Raw genomic sequence first — 25,610 nt, 5'->3', positions numbered from 1 at the left:
ATTATAGGAATATACCTTTTCAAATAGAATATTGGTGTAATGGCAGAGAAAAATAGATGAAGAAAATTTTTTAACTTGTAACAATGATGAAACTTGTTTTTTGTACTGTATTATTTTTTGGTTCTATCAATAGTTATGCTCAGAAGCCGCATAAAATAATAGAATATCAAAAAAATGGGCTGCAGTTTGATTTGAAATATGAGCATGGTGATTGTTCATATGAAATTTTAATCAATGATATGCCTGTGATTACTTATTTTGGTATAGGGGGAAGATCCGGGCAGACAATAGATCTTAATCCCTATATCCTGCAGCCGGGGAAGCAGGATATAACGATAAGAATGTCTCCCTCAAAAAAAGAAGAAAATGCTTTTGCTTCATCCCTCACTACAAATTCTTTTGTGAAGATAGAGCTTTCAAAAAATAAAAAGCCAATGTCTATGCTTGATCAGCTCAATGCAAAAGATAAAGGAGAGCAGTATAAATGGATGTTGCTGTCGTACCAGACGCCAGCATTGAAAAAAAATGCCTCTTATGCGGAATACAAAACCTCATTTGAAGTAGAAGCTAAAGATATTAATTGGAAAATAATAGGATGGAGTGAAAGTAAAGACCTGAAAAACGATCCGGATATAAAAAAAGAAGTTGATGCTTTTTACGAAGATTTCAAGAAAACCCTGGAAACCGGAGATGGGTCGAAATACCTTTCTATGTTGAAAAATAACATCTATGAAGAGGCTGCATCTGTTCCCTGGGATAAAACTGCTGAATCACAGATAGTTCAAAATAAGGCTGAGTACGCTGTAGAAAAAAGGAATTTCATTTATCCGTGCAGACAAACAGAGTTAAAGTTTTTTGGAAATGGAAAAGTGGTTACTCTGGTATGTACGGATAGCCTTACCTTCGGGTACTCTCCATTGATATCGAAGACATCTAAGAATATGATGCCTAAAGTACATACTTTCTATCTGCATAAACCCAAAGGAAGTGATCAATTAGAAATTATCCGATGATAAAAGATTATTTTTTTATCTCAATCTAATTTGCAAAATTCATATTCCAGGTAATATCATAAAAAACGAGTTCATTTTGAAATTACCAGAAAATAAATTTGTCAGGACAATAGGTTCCTTTACTCCGGTATTTAAATATATTGGAATTGTTTTCACGTGGATCAGTCTGATCAATGAAACAGACGCTCAAACCTTTCTTACGGTTTTTGAAAAAAAGATAGGATTGGAAATATTTCTCTTGTCCGTCAGTTTCTTCCTGATTGGTCTGGGACAAAATACCAAGAGAAAAAAAGATGCTGCAGATTTTAAAGTGTATGTTGTTCTTTTCTCTTTATTTACAATAGGTTCTGTGATTGCGGTTGGGGACAATATTCAATTATTATTATCTGTTCTTATCATCATGGTGTCTAATTTTGTAGGTTTTATAAGCCGGTCAGGTGAATATGGGGTAACTGCCAATGATATATTCATCAGTGGAAGAGGAGCTGTCTTCTGTTTTGTTTTGGCTGTAATCTATGGAATTCCTGTCGGACTGATGCTGAAACATTTTAATATATCGGGAAATACAGTTATTTTAGGAGCTGCAGTTATCGGATACTATGTGATCCTCTTATTTTTTGAAATCCGGTTTTTACTAAAATCAAGGTGATAAATAATTAAAATCTAATAATTGATGTATGTTTTATAAGTTCTCTTTAAATGATTCTTTTCTTGTTATTGAAAATACCTTTCTTTCAGAAAAAATAGATATCAACTCAATTGATGATATTGTCATTTCTAATGAATTTCCTGCCAAAAAGTATTCTTTATATATGTTTTTCACCAAGCCAATACAATATGAACCGAAGAAAGGATGGCTGAATAAAATGATCTTTTTAATCTCTAATAACAATAGTAATCCCTATGAAATCAAGAGAACCTATTATGATCATGAAATTGAACCCCTGCTTATATTGATAAAAAAAGGAGTGCCGGATGCCGATCTTCCCGAACTGAAAAATAGCCTGTTCTGGAGAACAGATGACGGAACAAATGTATTTTCCAAAATGAAAGTGATGTACAGCAGAGAAAAACGTTCTTTGACCGATATCTTTAAAAAACATGGAATGATGATGGAGTAAAGTAACTGGGCTTATTCTATAGATACGGAAAATTTGTTACCTCCGGAACAAAATGAATTTACAGAGTATATCTTAAATATTATATCCATGTATTATTCAGAAGACAGGACCGTTTATAGTTAAACAGTCTTATCTTTTGAATAAAATACCAGCAAAGTCAGGACCCCAATTCCTGAAAAAATTAAACATGAGATCCCCAGATTCTGAATAAATCCTATAGTTGCCAATCCGGTTCCTATCAGTATATAGTAAATGAGACCCAACAAAGCTCCGGCACTTCCTGTTTCGTTTTTATAATGAATCAATGCAGTACTTAGAATATTAGGAATAGCGATACTGAAAGCCATGACGATAAAGAAGTAAGGGATCAGAAAATAAATTCCATAACCGATTAGCATCCACACAAAAACAGAAGCTATAAATGCACCTATTACACTTGAAGTCACTAAAATCTTAGGTGCAATATTCCTTAAAAGCAGAAATCGGTTAAGTTTAGCCCCGGCAAAAGTTCCGGCAGCCAGTATAATGCTGCTGTACCCGAAAATATAAGATGAATATTGCTGTTGCTTGAAAATAAAAGGAGCCAGTGAATAATAAGAAAATAAGAGCACATTAAAGCTCATGATCAATAAACAGCATCTGATGATTTCCCAGTCTCTTAGCATTCGTTTTAATAAACCGGTCAGTATTTGGAAGTTGATTTCTTTTACCGAATGATGAGTTTCAGAAATGTTTCTCCTGGAAAGAATATAAAATACAGCTGCCAGCAGATACAAAGTAATAAAAACTCCCTGGTGACCTGTTAAAGCTGCCAGTACTGAGCCGGTAGTCATGCCAATGACCGGGCTGATGGATAAGCCAATTCCGATCCATGAAAATACCTTGCTGATATGGTCTTTGTCATAAGTGTCACGCAAAATAGTCTGGGTGACAATGGATCCTACGGCAATTCCAAAAGCCGAAATAATTCTGGCAGCAATCAAAACCATGAAACTAGGAGCGAAAACCGCCGCAAAAGTTCCGATTCCATACGTGATCAACCCATATTCCAGAGACTTCTTTCTTCCGATTCTGTCACATTGTATACCCCAAAATGCTACGCCCAGAGCGAAAGCAATAAAATACATACTTATCGTTAAAGTGGCAGATTCTTCATTTACCCCAAATTTTTCCTGAACCATTGGCAAAACAGGACTGTAAATGGTTTCCACAAACTGAGGAAGCATTACAAGTAATGTCAACAGCCAAAGAGGATTTGTCTTTTTCATTTTTTTCTGCAAAGGTTTGAAAAAATAAGAGTATATTTATAATGATATAAAAACAAAAAATATCAAAAATAAGACATGGCAATATTAAAACAGAATGATGAATTTAATGCAGATGCTCTTAAAGAAAAAATTATTGGAATAGCCTCCGATATGGTTATGCATGATTCCGGATTTCATGACCATAAAATCAAGGCGCAGCTGCTGTACGCACCTTCCGGTTGTATGACGGTAACTACTTCTGACAGGCAGTTTGTACTACCGCCGTTCAGGATGTTGTGGATACCAGCTAACGAGATTCACCGGGTGAATTTCAGGAATATTGTAGCCTACAGATCTGTTTATTTTGACAATGAATATGCTGAAAAATACATGGACTCAAGCCTTAAGGTTTTGCATGTCAACTCTTTGTTGAAAGAAATTATCGAAAGAATCTGCTTCTGGGAATGGACTGCTTTGAATACTGCTCAAAAGAGTCTTTTAAACGTTTTCTGGGACGAAATAAAACAAGCTCCTGAAGAAAAATTGAAACTTAGAATGCCCACTGACAGACGTTTTAAGAGGATTGTGGAAGAGTGGACAACCCGAACTTCCATACCTCCCATGCTGAAAAACCTGGCAGAAAAAACCGGAGCTGTTGAAAAAACGATTACCCGAATTTTCAAAAAAGAAACGGGTCTTTCTTATCAGGAATGGAGGCAGCAATGGCGTCTTCAGCGGTCAATAGAACTTTTGGTAGATGGAAACTCAATAGGAGAGGTGTCCCATATCTTAGATTTCTCCTCAGACAGTGCCTTTATTGAATTTTTTAAAAAACATACCGGATCTACACCACTACAATATCTCATGAAAAACGAATAAATATGCAAATTATTCCCAATATCCCAATTGAAGACGTAATCATTTCCCGCTGGAGGGGTGTCAAAAATTCTTTGAATTTTTGACGGGGTGGTTAACTTATTACCCTTGATCCCATTTCTTACCCTATGCAAAGTCCTCTGAGAAATAATTTCCATAAAATTGTATACACCAACCAAAATAGATAATATGGAAAATTACACCAATACAATAGAAGTAAAATCTACTGCAGATAAAGCATATGAGGCTTTAACTCATCAGGTTCCGCTTTGGTGGACTGAAATGTTTGAGGGATCTTCCGTACAAACAGGAGATGTATTCACGATAAGATTTGGAGCTGCTATTCACAAAACGATGCGGGTGAAGGAATCAATCCCCAAATCAAAGATGATCTGGTATGTTGAAGATTCACTCATTGCTCTTCCTGAATTAAAGAACCAGAAAGAATGGATTGGAACAGGAATCGTTTGGGAAATAAAACAAATAGAAGAAAATACTCGGATAACAGTTATACATATCGGCTTGAGCCCGGAAATTGAATGTTACGATATATGCTCCAATGGCTGGATACAATTTCTGGCCAGTCTGAAACTCTTCCTGGAAACCGGAAAAGGGACTCCATACAAAGAATAATGAGTATTCAAAAATGATAATAAGCCATACTTTGAACACTTAGGATACAAAACTCCATATATAGAATATTACTGATTACTCATGTCATTAACTACAGATGACATAAATTTTCATAGATGTTTGAGAATAGAAGTAAACTGGTTCTTTAATTGACCTAGGAATTAGGAGCGTTAAGAAAATTTGAATGTAATCCGTTAAGAAATTTCCACTGTCTGAGCATGGTCTTCAATTTTGAATCAAAGCAGTACCAACTGATCCATGCGAGTTTGGAAATTTTAGGAGTACATTTAAATTTTTAGCGGATAATTCCAGTCTTGAACTTTTGTATACTTTTGTTTCAAGACAAAAGTATAAGTGAGATAAAAAGAAAAATATTGTACATTAAAAGTATGACAAAACTTGTAGGAAATACAAAACCTGTATATAGAATATTGCTCGTTACAGATTACCCATAAAAAAAGAAGCTGTTTACATGTAAACAGCCTCTTTTTGTATTTATTGTTGTCTGAATTATTTCTTCTTGTAAGCAGCGTCTTTAATTCTCGCTTTTTTACCTCTAAGATCTCTGAAGTAATAGATTCTAGCTCTTCTAACTCTACCTCTTCTGTCAACCTCGATTTTTTGAAGTGCAGGTAAGTTGATAGGGAATACTCTTTCTACACCTACATCACCAGACATTTTTCTGATCGTGAAAGTTTTTGTAGAACCAGTACCTCTTAATTGGATAACTGTTCCTTTGAAGAACTGAGTTCTAGTCTTTTGTCCTTCTTTAATTTCGTAATACACAGTAATTGTATCACCTGCTTTGAATTCAGGGAATTCTTTTTTCGCAATGTACTTGTCTTGAACGTACTTTAATAAATCCATTATTAATAAAATAAAATGTTAAAGCTAAGCAACTTACACGCTTATCGTCAGAGGTTGAATAACAGGTTGCAAATGTACAAAATAGTTTTTGAATACACCAAATATTTAATGTGCTAAAAACTATAATTTTTTCATTCAGGTTTTGGTGAAAAATTAACAGATTCTTTAAGATTCCATCAGATTGAGTTTATACTGGAATTATACTTTTGCCCAAAGTAAAAATTCAATAAACGTTTTTCACTTATTTTTGAATTAATTATTTGTTACTTTGTATTTAACTACTTAAAATTTAACTATATATGAAACATTATTTCTTCTTTTTTTGTTTCGCGGTCCAGATGGCATTCGGGCAGGTTTTGTTCCCATATCTGCAAAACCCAACTCCGAGTTCCATGATCGTCAATTGGAAGACAGCTTCCGATAACGAAACTACCGTAATCTACGGTGATTCCCCAACCAATCTGAATGTGACGGTAACCGGTACTACAAACATCTTTTCAGATACAGGATACAACAACAACTACTATTATCACACGGCAAAAATTGCCAACCTGCAGCCGAATACCAAATACTATTATAAGATAAAGACCGGAACTAATGAATCTGCGGTATATAATTTCAGAACGCTTCCTTTACCGGGGCAGCCTGTAACAGCCAATGGAAAGATCCGTTTCCTGATCATGGGAGATAACCAGATCAAAGCAGAACCTAGATATGACAGTCTTACTTTGAATGCTTTTAAAAAATTAAAAGAAAAATTCGGAGCGACCTCAGATCCATCGGATAATATTGCCCTTACTTTCATGGTTGGAGACCAGGTGGATGTAGGAACATTGGACCATTATGAGAATGTTCACTTCAAAAAGAACATCAAATTATCACCTTACCTGCCCATCCAGACCACTGTAGGAAACCATGAGACGTATGGAACTCTTGGAATGAATTCTTACTATGCACATTTCTATATCGATGAGATTAAGTATAAAGGGATAACTTCAGGAAATGAGAATTATTATGCTCAGCAGGCAGGAAATGTACTGTTTATCAGTTTAAGTTCTGAGCATACAGGGGCTGCTCAGCAGACCTGGCTACAACAGGTTTTAAACGAAGCCAATAATGATTCTACAGTAGACTGGATCATCTCATTAAGCCACAGACCTTATCAGGCCGAACAATATGTAGGGGATATTTCCACTTGGGTAAGAAACAATGCAGTTCCACTTTTGGTAACGTCTGACAAATACCTGATGCACGTTGGAGCCCACCATCACTTGTACCACAGGGGACAGTTGAAAAACACGCCGAATTACCAGATTATTTCAGGAGGAACAGCCTGGGATCAGTATTGGGGAATGTCTAATGAACAGGATTTTGACGATGTTCAGAAGACCCTTACAGATTGGACCTATCAGATCGTTGAAGTAGATATTCCAACCGGAAAAGTAGATATAGAGTGTTACTCTATTGGTGGAAAATATACCAAGAAAAATAATGAACTGGTGGATTCATTCCACAGGTATAAAAATCAGCCAAAGCCTGCAAAACCATCTATTACCAATACATTTTCAGGTCCAACCACGTTGCCTTTAACATTGGATGGGAGTGCTTTCTCCTCATCTAATGGAGAACTTTTAAATACAACGCAGTTTCTGATCAGTAAAGCAGCCGATTTTTCTGTGATTGAAAAAGAATTCTACCGCGATTTTGAAAACTGGTTCGGAAAAGATGGAAACGGAAATCCGGATAAAGCCAAGAATTTAAATGAAGGCGTAGATATTACCAAGGCAAGTTTAGCCGCAAACTCAATTCCGAACGGAATTTATTACGTGAAAATCCGCTATAGAGACAGAAACCTGGAGTGGAGCGACTGGAGTGAGGTAAAGCAGTTTGAAATTACAGGAAGCGTGGTTTCAAACCCTACCTTTACTTTAGATAAAACGGAATATACCCCAAATGAACCTATTGTTGCTACTTATACAGGAGGTCCTGGAAATCAGCAGGATTGGGTAGGGATCTATAAAAAAGGACAGACACCAGGAGGTTCTACCACTTCACAGACCTACGTTTACACAAACGGACAAACCGCTGGAACAGCTACTTTCAATAATGGTTTGCCTAATAAAGGACAGTATTTTGCAGGATTTTTTGCCAACAACGGGTATACAGATATTACTTCAAGAAAAAGTTTCTATGTAGGCCCGAAAGTACAATTACAGGCTACAGCAGATACCTATCCGGTGGGTGGAACAGTAACGATCAACTTTACGAATGCTCCGAGCCTTCAAAAAGACTGGATCGGAATTTATAAAATGGGACAGACGCCGGGAACAACTACTTCCATAAAATGGAGTTATGTAACTACAGCATCGGGAACTCTTAATTTTACAGGTCTTCCAAAAGGGTATTATTATGCTCAGTACTTACTGGAAGATGGCTATAACGGAATTGGAGAAAAAGTATTCTTTAAAGTAGGGGATATTGTTACTGAGTTATGGATCAACAAACCTGTATATTCATTGGGAGAGAATATCACTGCTTCATGGACAGATTCTCCGGGAATTATTAAAGACTGGTTAGGAATCTATCCTCAGAACATTCAGACACCTGATGATAACTTTGTTTCATATACTTATTTTGATGGAGTAACACAAGGAACCAAAGCTATTACAGGAAATGTAAATGGCGTACCAACTACCCCAGGAAACTATTATATGGTGATGTTTACCAACGATTCTTATACTGAAGTTTCAAACAGAGTACAGTTTCAGGTAAGCTCAGGGTCTTTAGGAGTGGAAGAGGCGAAAAGTACAGAGAAAAACGTTATCCTCTATCCGAACCCTACAAAACCGGGTGAACCAACCTTTATTAAGAGTGATTATCCAATTGAAAAAATAGAATTGGTATCAGCAGCAGGAGAATTATTATATGAATCAAAAAATATTCATAACCAACGGTTCTCTTTAGTGAATGAAAGCCTTCCGAAAGGATTGTATTTTGTAAAAGTTCACGCAAGAAAACTATTTACTTTAAAACTGATTATCCAATAACAGAATAAAAATAACCATGAAGTAAACAGGCTGTCAGAAATGACAGCCTGTTTTTTTGTCTGGTATTAAATTTCCCACAGATTACACAGATTTAAAATGTTACATTTAAAACATAAAAGCTTTACGTTTGAGCCTTGTCAAGGTTTAAAACCTTGACAAGGCTGCACCATCTGCAAAATCTACATCATCTGCGAGAACAAAATAAAAAAGCAGTTTCGAAAACTGAAACTGCTTTTTGATATTATCAAATGATCCTATTATTATTCAAAATCGCTGTACAAATTATCTTCCTGAATGACAGTGTCACTATCAGAAGAGAAGTAGCCATCTCCGGTATCAATCAAAATTTTAGAATCCTGAATCAGTTTTCCCTCTATGTTATATATCTTTAACAAGATCCATTTACCACTACGTTCAAGCTCTTTTGTTCCGTTGTAGGTTTTTATTTTTATTTTTCCGTTTTGAAGAATACCTTCTTTTACAGAAGATTTGTTGGTAGGTTTCCCTTTTACATACTGTACAATCTGCGCAGTGAAAGCGTAATCATCTTCACTTACTGGTTGGTTATAAGTGTATAAAATACCTCCTTTATTATCGTAGATTGTTGCATCATAAGCGTTTTGTTTAGCGTTTAATTTCTTCTCAAACTTTAGCTTGTTCTCTTCATGAAATTTTCTGGTATTAATCAAAACTCCGTTTTTATAATGCATTTCGTCAAGACCATCATAAGAAATACCGTTATAAGGACTGTCTTCCTGGTAAGTTAACGTAGATTTTAGCTTTCCATCCGGAGCATAATATTTAATCTCCTGAATTGCTTCATCCTTTAGAGTTTTCTCTGTAGAAAGTTTTCCTTCTTCGTTAAATTCTTTATTCAGGATAACTGAACCATTTTTATAAACATCTATGGTTGAAATATGGGTGTAATCATAACTAAGCTGATAATCTTCACCATCCATTGGCTTATACATATCATTTTCTTTATCATATTGATAAATCAAATGGGCAATTTTCTTTCCGGATTCATCATAAGTGGTTTTGAAACCGTCCTTTTTTCCTCTCTTCTGTTCCTGTAAAAGATTGCCGTTTTTAGCATAGATAACACCTTCCTTGATGGTGCCATCGCTCTTATACTTTTCAATTTTGGAAACCCTCATAGGGTTATAGTAATATTCTACCTGAATACCTTCACTGTTACCCTCTGAGCTTACACTGCCAATAAATTTACCTTTATCACCATAGTATTTGTTTTCGTAGCTGCCGTTTTTACCGGTAACACTTTCTGTTCTGATTCCTTTGATATCCTCATCATAAATAATCGTCTGAGAAGGGCTGGAGTTTTCATATACGGTGATTGAGTTATAGTAATACTCGCTTTCCGGATCTTTATAAGTAAACATTTTTCCGGAAAAAGTACCATCAGCTTTATAAACCATATCTTCCATCAATCTGCCTGTAGTATCGTAAGACTGAGAGACTCCAACCTGTTTTCCGTTAGAATAAGTAACAACACTCATTGTCTTTCCTTCAGGAGTGTACCATGTTACTTTCCCATCAAAAACCTCATTGCTCGGAGTGGTATCAGAAGCAAGCCCCTCCATTTGAAGTTTCCCGTTTTTATAAAAATCTTTGATTAGGATAAGTTTACCTTTTGGGGACGTTTCACGGTAATATTCCATGTTTTCTTTGGTCGTCTTTTCCCAGTTTTCATCAAAATAAGTTTTTTCCTGTGCACATACGTTGATGCTGAGTACCAGTGCAAGCAACGCTGATGTAAATAATTTTTTCATGTTTTATATTAAGTTCTGATTTTAAGTTTGTGATGATTTGCTTTTGTATACCAATAGGGTGAAAGGAAAAGGTAAAAGCGTTGAAGAGACAGCAGCTAGACTGTCAGAAATAATTTTACATTAAGATTGTGTTTATATCAATTATATCCGAAGATTAAATAATATGTAGTTTTTTTGAATTTAAGCCCCAAATATAAATCAATTTTACGAGATTTATAGAAAAAATGAACCGGTTTGTTCACTTTTAGCTGTAAAAATCTGACTATAAAAATCTTAATACATAAAATCAGGTATTCAGAATAGGATAGGCATCAGGATCTTTTTCCAGCCATAGCAGATACGATAAATTTTTATTAAATTTAGCCAACAGAAAAATCTAATATTTCATGATAGATAAAAGAGTAAAAAATGCAAAGGAAGCCATCGAAGGAATTAAAGATGGAATGACGCTGATGCTAGGCGGATTTGGACTTTGCGGAATCCCTGAAAATTCAATCAACGCCTTAGTGGAAAGTGATGTAAAAGATCTTACCTGTATTTCAAACAATGCCGGTGTAGATGATTTCGGATTAGGATTACTGCTTCACAAAAGACAAATCAAGAAGATGATCTCTTCCTATGTAGGGGAAAATGCCGAGTTTGAAAGACAAATGCTTTCAGGAGAACTGGACGTTGAACTTACTCCACAGGGAACATTAGCTGAAAAATGCAGAGCTGCTCAGGCAGGAATCCCGGCTTTTTACACCCCTGCAGGATATGGAACAGAGGTGGCGGAAGGAAAAGAAGTGAAGGAATTCCACGGAAAACCTCACATTTTGGAACATGCCTTTGAAGCAGATTTCTCAATTGTAAAAGCATGGAAAGGAGATCATGCCGGAAACCTTATTTTCAAAGGATCTGCAAGAAACTTCAATCATCCGATGGCTGGAGCAGGAAAAATTACTGTTGCTGAGGTAGAAGAACTGGTAGAACCAGGAGAGCTAGACCCCAACCAAATCCATATTCCGGGCATCATGATTCAGAGAATTTTCCAGGGTGAAAAATTTGAAAAAAGAATTGAACAAAGAACAGTAAGAACTAAAGAATAATTTCTGAAGAGATACGATTAACCATAAAAAATAAAGCGCTGAATATATTTTCAGCGCTTTATTTATTTTTATGATGGTAAAACTGTTGTTTTTCTTTCTCCGATCTGCTGTCTCCACATGGCGTAATACAGACCTTTTTCGGCAATCAGATGATCGTGGGAACCTGTTTCTACAATTTGCCCGCGTTCCAATACATAGATTTTATCTGCATGCATGATTGTACTTAATCGGTGGGCAATAAGAACTGTAATTTGCTCTCTTTCCTCTGAAATACTCTTGATTGTAGAGGTGATTTCTTCCTCGGTGATGCTGTCCAGTGCAGAAGTGGCCTCATCAAAAATCAGTAAATGAGGTTGTCTTAAAAGTGCCCTTGCAATAGCGATTCTCTGTTTTTCTCCACCACTAAGCTTCAGTCCGCCTTCACCAATGACGGTTTCTATTCCCTTTTCTGCTCTTTCCAGCAATGCAGTACAGCTCGATTTCTGTAATGCAATTCTGAGCTCCTCTTCAGTAGCGTTAGGATTCACAAAGAGAAGATTTTCTTTGATGGTTCCTGCAAAAAGCTGCGTATCCTGTGTGACAAAGCCAATCTGATTTCTTAGCTCATCAAAATCAAATTCCTTTCCGTTAATTTCATTGTAAAAAATATTCCCTTCTTGAGGTCTGTAAAGTCCAACCAATAACTTTACCAGTGTACTTTTTCCAGATCCGCTTGGTCCTACAAAAGCAATGGTTTCTCCATTTTTAACATCAAAAGAAATATTATTCAATGCTTTATACTGAGCCGATTGATGTTTGAAAGAAACATGTTTGAATTCCAATTCTTCAATCGCACCAATCTGTTTAGGATGAAGCGGTTTTTCTTCCACATCTTTTTTCATTAAACGGTGGAAATTCTGAAGGGATGCTTCTGCTTCTCTATAGGAAATAATAATGTTTCCTATCTCCTGCATAGGCCCGAAAATAAAGAACCCATAAAACATCAGCGAAAGGTATTGTCCCGGAGTTACAACATTTTTAAAAATTAAATACAGAAGAGTCAGGGTAATCATCTGTTGAAGAAAATTAACCATCGTTCCCTGAATAAAGCTTAAAGAACGGATACTTTTTACCTTTCTGAGCTCAAGTCCAAGAATTTTATACGTATTGTTGTTCAAACGGCTGACTTCCTGATTCGTTAATCCTAAACTCTTAACGATTTCTATATTTCTAAGGCTTTCCGTAGTACTTCCTGCCAATGCTGTCGTTTCCGAAACAATATTCTTCTGAATACCTTTTATTCTTTTACTCAATAAATTAGTAATAAAAGCAATTAGGAAAATTCCACAGATATATACCGGCATAATGGACCAGTGCAGTCGGATAGCATACACCGAAACGAAAATAATACTTACTAAAATCCCAAAGAAAATATTAATGAAATTGGTTATAAACTTAACCGAATCCTCTCTTACTTTAGTTAAAATAGATAAGGTTTCACCACTTCTCTGATCTTCAAACTCCTGATAAGGTAAAGCCATTGAATGCTTTAAACCATCTGTGAAGATTTTAGCCCCAAATTTTTGAGTAATAACACTCACTACATAATCCTGAAAAGCTTTGGCTATTCTGCTTATCATAGCAGTTCCGATAAGCAAACCTAAGAAGTAGAAAGCGCCATGATACACTGAAGTTCCGTAAAGATATTCATCAATATCTCTTGGTAAAAGTTTTTCCTTATCGAAAAAATTGGGGTGAGTGACCAGCTGGTCCAGGATATTCCCTGTGATAGCCGGAGCAAATAAAGAGAAAACCTGATTAACGGTTGCCAGCAGTAAAGAAATGACAATCAGCCATTGGTAAGGTTTAAGATATCTTAAAAGTATTTTCATTCTGTTAAATAATGATGCAAAATTAATGATATTATTTTTACTAACGATGTTAATTATTAATGGCAATGATCTGCAGTTGAGGAAGATTGGAAACCATATTCAGATATAAAGCATATGAGTAATATTAGGGTAGTATACTAGTTCTTAGACTAAAACTCACTCCCAGCTTCCTTCTTCCAGCTCCACCTCTTAGAAATCCCTTTTGTATTCGACTGAAAATAATTAAATTGCAGTCTAAGTTTTTATTATGCTTACAAAAGAACAAATTGCCAAAAGAATTTCAAAAGAACTGAGAGACCGTTATTATGTAAACCTGGGAATCGGAATTCCTACTTTGGTTGCCAACTATGTACCGGAAGGTATTTCCGTAGAATTCCAGAGTGAAAATGGAGTACTGGGAATGGGACCTTTCCCTTTCGAAGGTGAAGAAGATGCTGATGTTATCAATGCCGGGAAGCAAACGATTACTATTTTAGATGGAGGTTCATTCTTCGATTCTGCCTTTAGTTTCGGGATGATCCGCGGACAGAAAGTAGATCTTACCATCCTTGGAGCTATGGAGGTTTCAGAAAACGGAGATATTGCCAACTGGAAGATTCCGGGGAAAATGGTAAAAGGAATGGGTGGAGCTATGGATTTAGTAGCTTCTGCAGAAAATATCATCGTTGCCATGATGCATGTGAACAAAGCAGGAGAAAGTAAGATCCTTAAAAAATGTACCCTTCCTCTGACTGGAGTAAACTGTGTGAAAAAAGTGGTTACCGAATTAGCTGTACTGGAAGTAACTCCAAAAGGATTCAAACTTCTGGAAAGAGCCCCGGGAGTTTCAGTAGAAGACATCATCAAAGCAACGGAAGCAGACCTTATCATTGAAGGTGAAATTCCTGAAATGCAATTCTAAATACAATACAAACCTTGCCATCCGCAAGGTTTTTTTTATCTCATATCAAAAAATATGTGGATTTTTAATGCCATGAATGCACGAATAACCTTATTCTATGTGACCATGTGGTGAAAAAAATTAAACAACATAGGTTTTACATAGGCTTGTAAAGTATCTGTAATTATTTTATTCGTGCATTGGTGGCCAAAGAAATAAAAACAGAAAAAGGTTGCTTCACACCTGAAACAACCTTTTATATTTTATCTAAACCTGGTTTTTAATCTATCTATTCCCATCCTGAGCTCCGAAAACCTTCTGCAAGATGCTTGTAGTTCTCATTGCCGGACTATTTCTGATTCCACTTTCCTTATCAGCTACCATTTTAAATACTCCGTTAATGGTTTCTGTAGTCACATATTCATTAAGATCTGTGGTTACAGCTTGGCCTGTAAAGGTGTTGTATTTTGAAATCAGATTTTTCCAAACTGTATCAGCGCCTACTTTTCCTAGAGAAGCCTTTACTTTTGGCTGAAAGGCTGTAAATAGCTGAGATTGGGTTTTACCCTGTAAATAACTTGTTGCCGCATTATTGCTCCCTAACAGGATATTTTTAGCATCCGTGATCGTCATGGAAGTAATAGCGTTGGTAAAAATTGGTGCGGCTTCAGTCACTGCATCTTCAGCAGCTCTGTTTAATAATTTTACCCCTTCATCAGCAAGGCTGCCTAATCCTACAGAACGTAATGTTGCATCAACCTTTCTTAATTTTTCAGGCATTAGAATTTTTACCGCTTCATTTTTCAAAAAACCGTCTGTTAATGCCAGTTTCTTCACTCCATCCGTTACTCCGATACTTAAAGCTTCCTTTAATCCGGAAGAAATCTGTGTTGAGGTAAGACTTCCAACATTGAGAGGAGTTGTTTTCGTAGAGGTTGGAGTCGTGGTAGTGGCAGGCGTTGTTGCCGTTGCCGTGGAACCTTTAGTTGCCTGTGGATTATTAAGATCAATTCCTGTTTTATCTTTAACTGTTGATTTTAAAATATCAAGAAGTTGTGCCTGTGTAGAAATTGAAAGGAATAATCCGGCTGCTATAAAAATGCTTTTTCTCATTGTATTTTTTAGAAATTTAGATATTTAATCTTTTAAGTGATGTAAGCTTATCAAAAAATAAACCACATTTTTTTTTGAATTTAAAAAAGATGATATTGTAGGCTTAAGTATTTGATTTTTAATTTTATGTAAAGTTAAATAAATATTGTGCATTCATTGAGTTATTTCTGGATATTAATAAACTTTCAAAAAATAGAATATCCTTTTTACGCAATTAAAACAATATTTTTTTATATGGTTGCAAGATAGATTCTGGATTACTTAAAAGTTTTGAAAAATAAGTATATTAGTATCAACTTAATCTGATTCCATGACCCGTATTTTATTGACTCTGCTACTGGTAATTTCGAATATTGTTTTATCTCAAAATAAATTGAATTTGATTCCTTACCCTCAAAATGTACAGCTTAGCGAAGGAAGCTTTATAATTCCTGATATCTTAAAACTTGGTGCTAACTTGCCTAAAAATGAGACTGGATATTTTAAAAAGCGGTTAAATTCTACATTAAAGTTCCAGGATTCAAAGCAAAGTGAAGCCGAGTTGGTGTATGTACCGCTATCCAAAGCTCAAACGGAAAATAAAGAATTTTATAGCCTTACTATTAATTCAAAGCAGATTCTGATCCAATCGCATACTCAGCAGGGATATTTCCTTGCGCTTCAGACTTTGATCCAGTTGTTTGAAGAATATAAAGAAGTTGGGGAAATTCCTGCGATGAAGATCGAAGATCATCCAAAATTTGCCTGGCGCGGAATGCATTTGGATGTTTGCCGTCACTTCTTTACAGTAGATGAGGTGAAACAATACATTGACTATCTGGCGATGTATAAACTGAATACTTTTCACTGGCACTTAACCGATGATCAGGGGTGGAGAATTGAAATCAAAAAATATCCGAAGCTTACGCAGATTGGTTCAAAACGTAAAGAATCCATGATTGGAGCTTATGTGGATAATACCTTTGATGGAAAACCTTATGGACCGTATTTTTATACTCAGGAACAGATTAAAGATGTGGTGAAATATGCTCAGGAAAGACATATAACAGTAGTTCCGGAGATCGAAATGCCGGGGCATGCTTTGGCAGCATTATCTGCTTATCCCGAATTAGCCTGTACCAAAGGACCTTTTGAATCTGCTACTAAATGGGGTGTTTTTGATGATGTCTTCTGTCCTAAAGACGAAACATTTAAGTTTCTTGAAAATGTGCTGGATGAGGTTATGCAGTTGTTTCCGTCTCAGTATATTCATATCGGAGGAGATGAGTGCCCTAAAACAAGATGGAAAGAATGCGCCCATTGTCAGGAATTAATCAAAAAGAATAACTTAAAGGATGAACATGGGCTGCAAAGCTATTTTATTCAAAGAATTGAAAAATATATCAATGGTAAGGGGCGTAAAATTATCGGTTGGGACGAGATTCTGGAAGGCGGATTGGCTCCTAATGCTGCTGTAATGAGCTGGACAGGGGTAAACGGAGGAATTGAAGCCGCAAAAGCGAAACATTTTGCTGTAATGACACCGGGAGCATATTGTTATTTTGACCATTATCAGGGCGATCCACAGTCTGAACCTAATGCATTCGGAGGATTTACTCCATTGGATAAAGTGTATTCTTATAATCCGATTCCTGCTGAACTGAATGCTGAACAAGCGCAATATATCCTTGGTGTTCAAGCTAATTTATGGACAGAATATATCCTGGATTTCAAGCAGGTGCAGTATATGATTTTTCCAAGATTGATGGCACTTTCTGAAGTAGGCTGGGGAACTTCGGATCCTAAAAATTATAAAGATTTTGAAAACAGGGTCATCAGCCATTTCAAAATTCTGGACAAAATGAATGTTAATTACGCGAAAAGCATTTACAATATTTCAGGAAAAGTAATTCCTTCAAACAACGGGATTGCCTACGAACTTTCTACTTCTCAGAATCCAAACGGAATTCGGTATACACTGGATGGGAGTACTCCAACAATAAATTCAAAGACCTATCAGAATCCTGTTTCTATACCTGGCTCATTAACGATTCGATCTGCTTATTTTGAAGCGGGACAGTTAAAAAGTGCTGTTTCTTCACAGCAGTTTACCATATCAAAAACAACCGGAAAAAAAATTACCCTTGAGCAGCAGCCCAGTGAAAATTATTCATTTGGCGGAGCTTTTACGTTGGTAGACGGAATTATCGGAAACGTAAAGCAATTGGGTAAAACATGGTTGGGTTTTCAGGGAAAAGATGTAACAGCAACAATAGATCTCGGACAGAAAACAGACTTTTCAGAAGTTTATTTTAATACACTGGAAAACAAAGGAAGCTGGATTCATCTCGCAAAATCTGCGAAAATTTTTGTTTCTGATGACAATACGAATTTTAAAATGATCAAAGAAACAGGAAAGGAGGAAATTCAAAATACCAAAGGAAAAATAAAATTGAATCTGGGAAAACAAAATGCAAGATACCTGAAAGTTATTATTGAAAATGCAGGAATTATTCCAGCCGGAAATCCCGGTGCAGATTCTAAAGCGTGGCTGTTTGTTGATGAAATTGGCGTAAATTAGCCCTATTCAATGTAACAAAATGCAGGATACAATACTTTCTACCGAATTCTCCTCTTCACCGGATCTGGTTGAAAAATTATACCAGTACGGGATCACTAAGAATTATCATGAGGGAGATATTATTTTAGATGAAAACGCTTCTATACGCTCTATTCCTATTGTGATGAAAGGAATGCTGAAGGTCATCAGAACAGAGGAGGATGGGCGTGAAATTCTATTGTACTATATCAAGGCAGGAGAAAGCTGCATCATGTCTTTTCTGGGCGGGATGCATAACGAAAAAAGTATTGTAAAAGCAGAAATAGAAGAAGATGCTGAGATTCTTTTCCTTCCCGTAGACAAAGTTTCTCTATTCATTAAAGAACATCCGGAATGGCTGGATTATATTTTCAGACTTTATCATAAACGATTCGAAGAATTACTGGATATTATCAATGCAATCGCTTTCAAAAAAGTAGACGAAAGACTATTGAATCTTCTCCAGAAAAAATCAGAACTTACAGAATCTGATCTGATTACGATCACTCACGAACAGCTTGCTAACGAATTGGGAACTGCCAGAGTAGTGGTATCTAGACTTTTAAAACAATTGGAAGAAGACGGAAAGGTAAAGCTTGGAAGAAACAAAATCACCCTCCTGAAAACTACAAATTAATTCAATTTCTCCTTCTATTCAATAAAAAACGCTCATACTCCCATCCTCCGGAGGGGTGGCGAAAATTCAATGAATTTTTGACGGGGTGGTTTAACATAAACTAAAACCACAAAAGATTCATAATACTTAAGTGTTAGAAAAAAAACTTTTGTGATTAAAAAATAGGTAAGCATTAGCATTAAAATTCTGTTATGTAACAAAAGTAGCTGTAGTTCTGCCTAAACATTTCCATTTTTGTATCAGAATAATTTGAATAATGGAAATCATAGGATATATAGCATCTGTTTTAATCGGTATTTCTTTAGGATTAATAGGCGGTGGCGGAAGTATTCTGACTGTTCCGGTATTGGTGTATCTTTTTGGGATTGATGCTTTGCTGGCAACAGAATATTCTCTTTTTATTGTTGGAGTGAGCAGCGCAGTGGGCTCAGTAACCTATTTTAAAAAAGACCTGGTTGATTTTAAAATGGCTTTGATTTTTGGAGTTCCCTCTATTATTTCAATCCTTTTAACCCGAGTCTATTTGCTGCCGTTAATTCCGGAAGAACTTCTTAAAATAAAAAACTTTACAGTTACAAAAAATATTTTTTTACTGTTGATTTTTGCTGCTTTGATGATTCTCGCTTCTTATAAGATGATTAAAAATCAGACTTCAGAAAATACAGATAGAAATGAACTGAACAGAAATAAAGCTTTGCTGGCTGCCGGAGAAGGAACGGTAATAGGTGTTTTAACCGGATTGGTAGGTGCGGGAGGAGGTTTTATGATTATTCCGGCTTTGGTAAATCTTTTAAAAGTTCCGGTAAAAAGGGCCATAGGAACTTCACTGGTCATTATTTCCTTCAACTCCCTGATCGGTTTTTCCTCTTCCATCAACAATATAAAAATAGAATGGAACTTGCTCGTTTCTATTGCGGCAATTGCCGTAGTTGGAATTATCATAGGCTCTCAAATTTCAAAAAAGATTGATGGTAAAAAACTAAAACCTGCCTTTGGATGGTTTATTCTTGTGATGGGAATTTATATCATCACCCGGGAAATATTCCTCTAGGTTTTTATAGTAAGGTAGAAATTATGAGATAACGCTTAAGTAATGATAAGTTATTATGTATGCTGTTGAAAAGGACACTTCAGTTTTTATGAAAATCTTTGATTTTCATCTTCTGTGAACTTTTATGCAGTAATTTTTTAACTTTTTAAAGTGAACTAAAGTGTTATAAAAAATAAACTTTTATGCCTTTTGTATTTTAGAAAAAGTAAATATTAACAATGTCTACACTCAAAATGCTGTTATGTAACAAAAGTAGCGGTAGGGGAAAATAGAAATCAGGAAATTTGTATATGAAAATCAAAAATAAATAAAATGAAAATAGAACAGATATATACAGGGTGTTTAGCCCAAGGTGCTTATTATATTACTTCAGCAGGAGAAGCTGCTATTATTGATCCTTTGCGCGAAACCCAACCTTATGTGGAAAGGTTAAAAAGAGATGGAGTACAATTAAAATATATTTTTGAAACCCATTTTCATGCTGATTTCGTCAGTGGACATGTTGACTTAAGCAAAAAAACAAATGCTCCAATCGTTTATGGACCAACTGCAAATCCTGAATTTGCTGCGATTATTGCTGAAGACAATCAGATATTTGAAGTAGGAGATATTAAAATAAAAGTTCTTCATACACCAGGGCATACCTTGGAGAGCTCATGTTATCTGTTGATTGATGAGCAGGGAAATGAAAAAGCATTATTTAGTGGAGATACTTTATTTCTGGGAGATGTTGGCCGTCCGGACCTTGCACAGAGATCAGCTGATATGACACAGGAAGAGCTGGCAGGGTTACTGTATGATAGTTTATACAATAAAATTTTACCTTTAAATGACAGTGTTATTGTATATCCGGCCCATGGAGCAGGTTCAGCCTGTGGCAAAAATATGCAGAAGGAAACGGTTGATACATTAGGGAACCAAAAGAAAACAAATTATGCGCTTAATCAGAACAGAAAGGAAAGCTTTATTCAGGTTGTAACAGAAGGTCTTTTACCGCCGCCGGCATATTTTGGAATGAATGTAATGATGAATAAAAAGGGGAATCACAGTTTTGATGAAATATTATCAAGAGGGCTACAGGCTCTTACCCCTAAACAGTTTGAAGAGGCAGCAGAAATTTCCGGAGCTTTGATATTGGATGTGAGAAACAATAGTGAATTTGCCAAAGGATTCATTCCACAATCAGTCAATATAGGATTGGACGGTGATTTTGCGCCTTGGGTCGGTACCTTGATTGCAGATGTTAGCCAGTCCATTTTATTGGTAGCAGAACCAGAAGATGAAGAAGAAGCGGTAACCCGGTTAAGCAGAGTAGGATTCGATCATATTCTGGGGTTTTTACAAGGAGGTTTTGAAGTCTGGAAGAACAGTGGAAAGGAAACCGATTCCATCAACCGTATTTCTGCCGGAGAGTTTGAAAAAGAAATAGAAGGCAGGGAAGTTAAAATTATAGATGTAAGGAAAGAAAGTGAATATGCTGCAGAGCATGTAAATGAAGCTTACAGCAAACCTCTGGCTTATATTAATGAATGGATAGATGAGATCCTTCCGGATGAGCATTTCTATCTGCATTGTGCAGGTGGTTATAGAAGTATGATGGCTGCCAGTATCCTTCAGGCAAGAGGATACAGAAACTTCACTGAGATTGAAGGTGGTTTTAAAGCTATTATTTCTACAGAGATTTCCAAAAGTGATTTCGTATGTCAGACTAAAGTTTTAAAATAAATTAATAAAAATAGATATGTTGGAGATTATAAAACAACCGTGGCCATGGTATATAGCGGGACCTTTGATTGGATTAACTGTCCCTGCTTTGCTGATCATGGGAAATAAATCCTTTGGAATCAGTTCTTCACTGAGGCATATTTGTGCAGCCTGTATTCCCGCTAATGTTAACTTTTTTAAATATGACTGGAAAAAGGAAGCCTGGAACCTGTTTTTTGTATTGGGTATTTTCTTCGGTGGAATGATTGCTGCTCATTTGTTGCTTAATCCCGCTGAAATAACGATTAATCCCAATCTGAAAGCTGAATTGGCAGGGTATGGAATTACAGATTATTCTAACCTTGTTCCCACTCAGCTTATGAACTTTGAAAGTCTTTTGACCCTAAGAGGATTCATCATGATGGTTGTAGGTGGATTTTTGGTAGGCTTTGGAACCCGATATGCCGGTGGATGCACCAGCGGACATGCGATCATGGGGCTTTCCAATCTGCAATGGCCTTCTTTGGTTGCTACTATTTGCTTTATGATCGGTGGATTTTTGATGGCTAATGTTATCCTGCCTATGATCCTTTCCTTGTAAGTCTAATTTTTTAAGAATCAAATCAATGATAAAAGAACAAGAAGAAAATGTAGTTTGTATCAATGAAACTAACCCGGCGCATCCATGGTATTACAATTTAAAATATCTGGCAGCAGGAATCATATTTGGAATCATCTTTGTGAAAGCTGAGGTTATCAGTTGGTTCAGAATTCAGGAAATGTTCCGTTTGCAATCATTTCATATGTACGGAATTATTGGGAGTGCAGTTTTAGTAGGGATGATTTCAGTGTGGCTGATTAAGAAATTCAATATCAGGACAATCTATGGTGAACCCATAACATTAACACCCAAAAAATTCAATAAAGGCCAGATTTATGGAGGATTGATTTTCGGTTTTGGCTGGGCCATTACCGGAGCCTGTCCCGGACCATTGTTTGCTCAGATAGGAACAGGAGCTTTGGCTGTATCTGTCACTCTTTTAAGTGCTGTTGCCGGAACCTGGGTGTATGGATATTTCAGAGATAAACTCCCATATTAAGGCTAATTTAACTGAATAAATAAAGACTGTTGATGATATTTCAGCAGTCTTTATTGAGTATAAAATTATGAAAATATGAAGTCTTTTGCACCCAAAGCCATATAAAGGTTAATGCGTTCCATTTTGTCCTGAAGCTCCAGATTGATGAGGTTCATCTCATTTTTAAGAAGATCCCGTTGCTTCCGGATCAGCACAAAACTGTTATTGGTTCCTACTTTAATTTGTTTTTGAGTAAGATTAATATTATTTTTCAGTTCATTGATGGCCTTACCGTTAAAATCGCTCTGCTTTTCAATAGAGTTCAGATTCGCTAATGATGATTCCACTTCATTCAACGCATTCAAAACTGCCTTTGAATATTCTTCTACAACCTGCTTTTGCTGAGAAGTTTTTATTTCTACATTCTTTTTCAGTTTTCCGTTATTGAAAATAGGAGAGACCAATCCACCACCGACTCTGAGCAGAGGATTGGAAAATATAGAATTGATAGATTCTACATTACTGCCTGCTGCCCCTAAGGAAGAGTTTATAGTTAGAGAGGGAAGCCTTGCTGCCTTGGACTGCTGTACTTCATAAAAAGCTTTTTCTATCTGAAAATGATAAGCCTGTATATCCGCTCTGCTTTCCAAAAGCTCTAATGGAAAAGAAGAAGGAATAGTATGATGTACAGGATTGAAAAAGTTTTGGGTCGTCAGCTTTCCTTCAGGATATTTTCCGGTGAGAAGCTCAAGAGATCTTCTGGATTGAGTATTGGCATTTCTGATCTTTTCAAGATAACCCTCCAAAGAAATAATTTCAGCAGCAATATTAGATAAATCCAGAGCATTGGCTGTTCCTACTTTTTTCTGAACAGCATATATTTTCTCAAGCTCCTTTGTCTTCTGAATATACCCTTTAATCATATCTTCCTGAATGTTTCCGGTAATATTGAGATAATACGCCTTTGCAATCATAGCAGCTATGGATTGATGCAACAGTATGTTTTGATGTTTAGCCGAAAAATAATCGCTGGTGCTGGCCATCTGTGCGGATTTATTTTTACCCCACAAATCAATTTCCCAATTGGCTTTCAATGCAAGACGGCGGATCTGGCTTTCACTCACCAGATTATTGGATGTATTGGCAACAGCACTCACACTCGGATAAAGATTGCTTCCTGCAATTTCCATAGCCAGCTCAATCTGATTGAGCTTTTCTTTAGCGATAATAATATCTGCATTATATTGCATTCCTTCATTAATAAGAGCTTCCAGCTGAGGAGTTTTAAGATCTGTAACCCAGTCATAAGAAAGCGACCTTGCATTAGCATTCCGGTCAAAAATCCAATCATCAGGAATGGTAATGTGAGATGCCACTTCACTATTTTCCTTTAATTGGGCTATATTTTCTTTGGTAGGTTCTTTGTAGCCTATGCATGAGCTTACACTTAAAACAAGAATTCCTGCCATGATGAATCTTTTATACATATTAATGAAGTTTTGGGATCAGGAAGTTAATTTTACTGTTGATGCGTACCATTACTTTTCGGATAAGATGTAAAGGTTTAATATGATCCGAGTAAATAACAGCCGTTCCTCTGGCTCCAACAGTTAATTGTTTTTGATTGTCCTCCAGTATAAACTTAGCAATCAGTTTTCCGTCTGTTTCCGGTAATTGTCTGGCAGTATCAGGAAGTCCTGCAGTAGACCCATTTCCACCAAGCATTCCTCCGGCATTGTTCATGATTCCCTGGCTGGTAGCGTCAATAACGTATTCTAGTTTAGCCTTAACCACTTTTCCCGGTTCCGTTTTAAGAGCCAACTCTACTTCATCTCCGTCTTTTACAGCTTCAAGTTCATTTTGTGCAAAGAAACCAATTACAGACTGTTGTTTCTGAATCAAAACAAAGGCAGATTTAAAAGGGGCCATTATTGCTCCTTCATTAAGCTGAACATTGGGAATAACACCATCTGTAGGAGCTAAAACAACCGTTTGTGACAGATTCCATTTTGCCTGATCCAGTTTTGCCTGAATTTCAGATACTGAAGAGTTTTCTCCATTGTAAGAAGCATTAGACTTTGTTTCAAGAGACTGTTGCTGTGACTGTGCAGCACTGATACGGGATTGTAAATCCTGAACATTGGTCATTGCCTGTTCAAGATCAAATTTGTTGGCAGCACCAGCTTCCACCAATTCTTTATATTGGCTGACTCTTTTATTAGCCAAGTCAAGCTGTGACTGCAAACCCGTAATGTTTTTTCTGGAAGCAGAAATATCTGTATTGTAAGAGCTCACCGTAGCTTTCATATTGCTGAGTTTCGCTTCCAGTGATTTAATTTCTTGAATATAAGGTTCTCTGTCCAGTACAAATAAGGTATCACCTTTCTTTACTTCCTGATTGGTCTTTACATATACCTTTTTTACCTTTCCCAGAACCTGAGTGGTAATATCTACACTTCTGTTTCCTACTTTCACATCGGAAGTAATGGGACAGTAGTAGTTAAGACTTAATATTAAAGCTATAGACCCAAAAATTGGAAGAGAGTATACCACAACCTGAGTGGTAAACGTCCATGGAATTAATTTTAATTTTTTGATGAGAAGCCAGCAAATCCCGGCATATATGGCAATGAGTAGTTCTAGCATATCGGTTAATTTTCAATTGTGTTTAGTTCTTTTTCTTCTTCAGGAATGTCAGGGTCATTTTTGGATTGCTTTTGATTGTCATAATCATAATTGGCCCAGATTAAAGCAATCGGCCATAAAAGGCCTCCAAAAACAAGGGAAAGGAGGCACATACTTTTTATGGCGTTGAGCTGAGGGTGATTCTTTTTTTCGGCTACTTTCTCCGGATAAATGTGAACTTTCCAGAAAAGATAGATCCCGGCAAAAGGTAAAACAAGTAGAATGAGCCAGGATGCACCATCAGCTATATGGTCTTCTATGCCGCCTGTAGAGGCCTGAACAAAATTGCATGAAAGTAACAGGCAGAGAAGGATGAATATTCTTTGCATA

Annotated in this window: 22 protein-coding genes; 14 read left to right on the top strand and 8 right to left on the bottom strand. The window is 36.3% G+C overall.

Annotation, left to right across the window (positions count from 1 at the left end; translation table 11 throughout):
• Positions 1-83: 83 nt before the first annotated feature.
• From M2372_RS07970 to M2372_RS07960, 3 genes are all read left to right on the top strand, one after another.
• The gene (locus tag M2372_RS07970; protein ID WP_123319823.1) at positions 84-1,013 is read left to right on the top strand and encodes a hypothetical protein; all 930 of its coding nucleotides are present in this window, start codon (positions 84-86) and stop codon (positions 1,011-1,013) included.
• Positions 1,014-1,089: 76 nt separating this feature from the next.
• The gene (locus M2372_RS07965) at positions 1,090-1,662 is read left to right on the top strand and encodes a hypothetical protein (RefSeq protein WP_123319822.1); all 573 of its coding nucleotides are present in this window, start codon (positions 1,090-1,092) and stop codon (positions 1,660-1,662) included.
• 28 nt (positions 1,663-1,690) lie between these two features.
• Entirely contained in the window at positions 1,691-2,134 is a 444-nt protein-coding gene (locus M2372_RS07960) for a hypothetical protein (RefSeq protein WP_123319821.1), read from the top strand.
• Between the two features lie 119 nt (positions 2,135-2,253).
• On the opposite strand, the gene M2372_RS07955 is transcribed toward M2372_RS07960, so the two are convergent.
• Positions 2,254-3,402 (bottom strand): MFS transporter, encoded by a 1,149-nt coding sequence (locus M2372_RS07955; RefSeq protein WP_123319820.1) that lies wholly within the window; start codon positions 3,400-3,402, stop codon positions 2,254-2,256.
• Between the two features lie 75 nt (positions 3,403-3,477).
• Between M2372_RS07955 and M2372_RS07950 the strand changes: the two genes are divergently transcribed.
• A complete protein-coding gene (locus tag M2372_RS07950) occupies positions 3,478-4,260 on the top strand; it encodes a helix-turn-helix domain-containing protein (protein ID WP_123319819.1) in 783 nt (260 codons plus the stop codon).
• Between the two features lie 186 nt (positions 4,261-4,446).
• Positions 4,447-4,890, top strand: coding sequence for an SRPBCC domain-containing protein (locus tag M2372_RS07945; RefSeq protein ID WP_123319818.1), 444 nt, complete (start codon positions 4,447-4,449; stop codon positions 4,888-4,890).
• A 510-nt stretch (positions 4,891-5,400) separates the two neighbouring features.
• Here the strand turns inward: M2372_RS07945 and rplS are convergent.
• Positions 5,401-5,757 carry a 50S ribosomal protein L19 gene (gene rplS, locus M2372_RS07940; RefSeq protein WP_068942389.1) on the bottom strand — a complete coding sequence of 119 codons (357 nt, stop codon included), beginning with the start codon at positions 5,755-5,757 and terminating at the stop codon, positions 5,401-5,403.
• A gap of 299 nt (positions 5,758-6,056) precedes the next feature.
• On the opposite strand from rplS, the gene M2372_RS07935 reads away from it, so the two are divergent.
• A complete protein-coding gene (locus M2372_RS07935; RefSeq protein ID WP_123319817.1) occupies positions 6,057-8,804 on the top strand; it encodes a fibronectin type III domain-containing protein in 2,748 nt (915 codons plus the stop codon).
• Positions 8,805-9,064: 260 nt separating this feature from the next.
• On the opposite strand, the gene M2372_RS07930 is transcribed toward M2372_RS07935, so the two are convergent.
• On the bottom strand, positions 9,065-10,594 hold the full coding sequence (locus M2372_RS07930; RefSeq protein ID WP_123319816.1) for a membrane-binding protein: 1,530 nt from the start codon (positions 10,592-10,594) through the stop codon (positions 9,065-9,067).
• Positions 10,595-10,980: 386 nt separating this feature from the next.
• Here M2372_RS07930 and M2372_RS07925 point away from each other — a divergent pair, with 386 nt between their 5' ends.
• The gene (locus M2372_RS07925) at positions 10,981-11,682 is read left to right on the top strand and encodes a CoA transferase subunit A (RefSeq protein ID WP_115970981.1); all 702 of its coding nucleotides are present in this window, start codon (positions 10,981-10,983) and stop codon (positions 11,680-11,682) included.
• Between the two features lie 68 nt (positions 11,683-11,750).
• Here the strand turns inward: M2372_RS07925 and M2372_RS07920 are convergent, their stop codons facing one another.
• Positions 11,751-13,553 (bottom strand): ABC transporter ATP-binding protein, encoded by a 1,803-nt coding sequence (locus tag M2372_RS07920; protein WP_123319815.1) that lies wholly within the window; start codon positions 13,551-13,553, stop codon positions 11,751-11,753.
• 247 nt (positions 13,554-13,800) lie between these two features.
• Here M2372_RS07920 and M2372_RS07915 point away from each other — a divergent pair, with 247 nt between their 5' ends.
• On the top strand, positions 13,801-14,454 hold the full coding sequence (locus M2372_RS07915; protein ID WP_115970983.1) for a CoA transferase subunit B: 654 nt from the start codon (positions 13,801-13,803) through the stop codon (positions 14,452-14,454).
• Between the two features lie 264 nt (positions 14,455-14,718).
• Here the strand turns inward: M2372_RS07915 and M2372_RS07910 are convergent, their stop codons facing one another.
• Positions 14,719-15,546 carry a DUF4197 domain-containing protein gene (locus M2372_RS07910; RefSeq protein ID WP_185018827.1) on the bottom strand — a complete coding sequence of 276 codons (828 nt, stop codon included), beginning with the start codon at positions 15,544-15,546 and terminating at the stop codon, positions 14,719-14,721.
• A 310-nt stretch (positions 15,547-15,856) separates the two neighbouring features.
• Here M2372_RS07910 and M2372_RS07905 point away from each other — a divergent pair, with 310 nt between their 5' ends.
• From M2372_RS07905 to M2372_RS07880, 6 genes are all read left to right on the top strand, one after another.
• Positions 15,857-18,106 carry a family 20 glycosylhydrolase gene (locus tag M2372_RS07905; RefSeq protein ID WP_123319814.1) on the top strand — a complete coding sequence of 750 codons (2,250 nt, stop codon included), beginning with the start codon at positions 15,857-15,859 and terminating at the stop codon, positions 18,104-18,106.
• Positions 18,107-18,125: 19 nt separating this feature from the next.
• Positions 18,126-18,761, top strand: coding sequence for a Crp/Fnr family transcriptional regulator (locus M2372_RS07900; protein ID WP_115970985.1), 636 nt, complete (start codon positions 18,126-18,128; stop codon positions 18,759-18,761).
• 256 nt (positions 18,762-19,017) lie between these two features.
• The gene (locus M2372_RS07895; protein ID WP_123319813.1) at positions 19,018-19,812 is read left to right on the top strand and encodes a sulfite exporter TauE/SafE family protein; all 795 of its coding nucleotides are present in this window, start codon (positions 19,018-19,020) and stop codon (positions 19,810-19,812) included.
• Between the two features lie 312 nt (positions 19,813-20,124).
• Entirely contained in the window at positions 20,125-21,537 is a 1,413-nt protein-coding gene (locus M2372_RS07890; RefSeq protein WP_123319812.1) for a rhodanese-like domain-containing protein, read from the top strand.
• A gap of 16 nt (positions 21,538-21,553) precedes the next feature.
• Entirely contained in the window at positions 21,554-22,117 is a 564-nt protein-coding gene (locus tag M2372_RS07885; protein ID WP_123319811.1) for a YeeE/YedE family protein, read from the top strand.
• 25 nt (positions 22,118-22,142) lie between these two features.
• Positions 22,143-22,616 carry a DUF6691 family protein gene (locus M2372_RS07880; protein WP_123319810.1) on the top strand — a complete coding sequence of 158 codons (474 nt, stop codon included), beginning with the start codon at positions 22,143-22,145 and terminating at the stop codon, positions 22,614-22,616.
• Between the two features lie 65 nt (positions 22,617-22,681).
• Here M2372_RS07880 and M2372_RS07875 read toward each other — a convergent pair whose 3' ends face one another.
• Genes M2372_RS07875 through M2372_RS07865 form a run of 3 tightly spaced genes read right to left on the bottom strand, consistent with a single transcriptional unit; the run spans position 22,682 to position 25,609 of the window.
• Positions 22,682-24,082 (bottom strand): TolC family protein, encoded by a 1,401-nt coding sequence (locus tag M2372_RS07875; protein WP_123319809.1) that lies wholly within the window; start codon positions 24,080-24,082, stop codon positions 22,682-22,684.
• A gap of 1 nt (position 24,083) precedes the next feature.
• Positions 24,084-25,241: an HlyD family secretion protein gene (locus M2372_RS07870; protein WP_115970991.1), complete on the bottom strand. Its 1,158-nt coding sequence runs from the start codon at positions 25,239-25,241 to the stop codon at positions 24,084-24,086.
• A 5-nt stretch (positions 25,242-25,246) separates the two neighbouring features.
• Entirely contained in the window at positions 25,247-25,609 is a 363-nt protein-coding gene (locus M2372_RS07865) for a DUF3302 domain-containing protein (protein WP_123319808.1), read from the bottom strand.
• Between the last annotated feature and the right edge of the window lies 1 nt (position 25,610).

It is taken from the genome of Chryseobacterium sp. BIGb0232, assembly GCF_024810195.1.
Lineage (GTDB): Bacteria > Bacteroidota > Bacteroidia > Flavobacteriales > Weeksellaceae > Chryseobacterium > Chryseobacterium pennae.
The sequence above is the reverse complement of the archived record's forward strand: the minus strand, read 5'-3'. Positions and strand labels throughout refer to the sequence as shown.

Bases quoted from the DNA above. Each gene is read 5' to 3' on its own strand.
- M2372_RS07970 (WP_123319823.1), top strand. From the start codon at position 84: ATGATGAAACTTGTTTTTTGTACTGTATTATTTTTTGGTTCTATCAAT.
- M2372_RS07960 (WP_123319821.1), top strand. From the start codon at position 1,691: ATGTTTTATAAGTTCTCTTTAAATGATTCTTTTCTTGTTATTGAAAAT.
- M2372_RS07955 (WP_123319820.1), bottom strand. From the start codon at position 3,402: ATGAAAAAGACAAATCCTCTTTGGCTGTTGACATTACTTGTAATGCTT.
- M2372_RS07950 (WP_123319819.1), top strand. From the start codon at position 3,478: ATGGCAATATTAAAACAGAATGATGAATTTAATGCAGATGCTCTTAAA.
- M2372_RS07945 (WP_123319818.1), top strand. From the start codon at position 4,447: ATGGAAAATTACACCAATACAATAGAAGTAAAATCTACTGCAGATAAA.
- rplS (WP_068942389.1), bottom strand. From the start codon at position 5,757: ATGGATTTATTAAAGTACGTTCAAGACAAGTACATTGCGAAAAAAGAA.
- M2372_RS07935 (WP_123319817.1), top strand. From the start codon at position 6,057: ATGAAACATTATTTCTTCTTTTTTTGTTTCGCGGTCCAGATGGCATTC.
- M2372_RS07930 (WP_123319816.1), bottom strand. From the start codon at position 10,594: ATGAAAAAATTATTTACATCAGCGTTGCTTGCACTGGTACTCAGCATC.
- M2372_RS07925 (WP_115970981.1), top strand. From the start codon at position 10,981: ATGATAGATAAAAGAGTAAAAAATGCAAAGGAAGCCATCGAAGGAATT.
- M2372_RS07920 (WP_123319815.1), bottom strand. From the start codon at position 13,553: ATGAAAATACTTTTAAGATATCTTAAACCTTACCAATGGCTGATTGTC.
- M2372_RS07915 (WP_115970983.1), top strand. From the start codon at position 13,801: ATGCTTACAAAAGAACAAATTGCCAAAAGAATTTCAAAAGAACTGAGA.
- M2372_RS07910 (WP_185018827.1), bottom strand. From the start codon at position 15,546: ATGAGAAAAAGCATTTTTATAGCAGCCGGATTATTCCTTTCAATTTCT.
- M2372_RS07905 (WP_123319814.1), top strand. From the start codon at position 15,857: ATGACCCGTATTTTATTGACTCTGCTACTGGTAATTTCGAATATTGTT.
- M2372_RS07900 (WP_115970985.1), top strand. From the start codon at position 18,126: ATGCAGGATACAATACTTTCTACCGAATTCTCCTCTTCACCGGATCTG.
- M2372_RS07895 (WP_123319813.1), top strand. From the start codon at position 19,018: ATGGAAATCATAGGATATATAGCATCTGTTTTAATCGGTATTTCTTTA.
- M2372_RS07890 (WP_123319812.1), top strand. From the start codon at position 20,125: ATGAAAATAGAACAGATATATACAGGGTGTTTAGCCCAAGGTGCTTAT.
- M2372_RS07885 (WP_123319811.1), top strand. From the start codon at position 21,554: ATGTTGGAGATTATAAAACAACCGTGGCCATGGTATATAGCGGGACCT.
- M2372_RS07880 (WP_123319810.1), top strand. From the start codon at position 22,143: ATGATAAAAGAACAAGAAGAAAATGTAGTTTGTATCAATGAAACTAAC.
- M2372_RS07875 (WP_123319809.1), bottom strand. From the start codon at position 24,082: ATGTATAAAAGATTCATCATGGCAGGAATTCTTGTTTTAAGTGTAAGC.
- M2372_RS07870 (WP_115970991.1), bottom strand. From the start codon at position 25,241: ATGCTAGAACTACTCATTGCCATATATGCCGGGATTTGCTGGCTTCTC.
- M2372_RS07865 (WP_123319808.1), bottom strand. From the start codon at position 25,609: ATGCAAAGAATATTCATCCTTCTCTGCCTGTTACTTTCATGCAATTTT.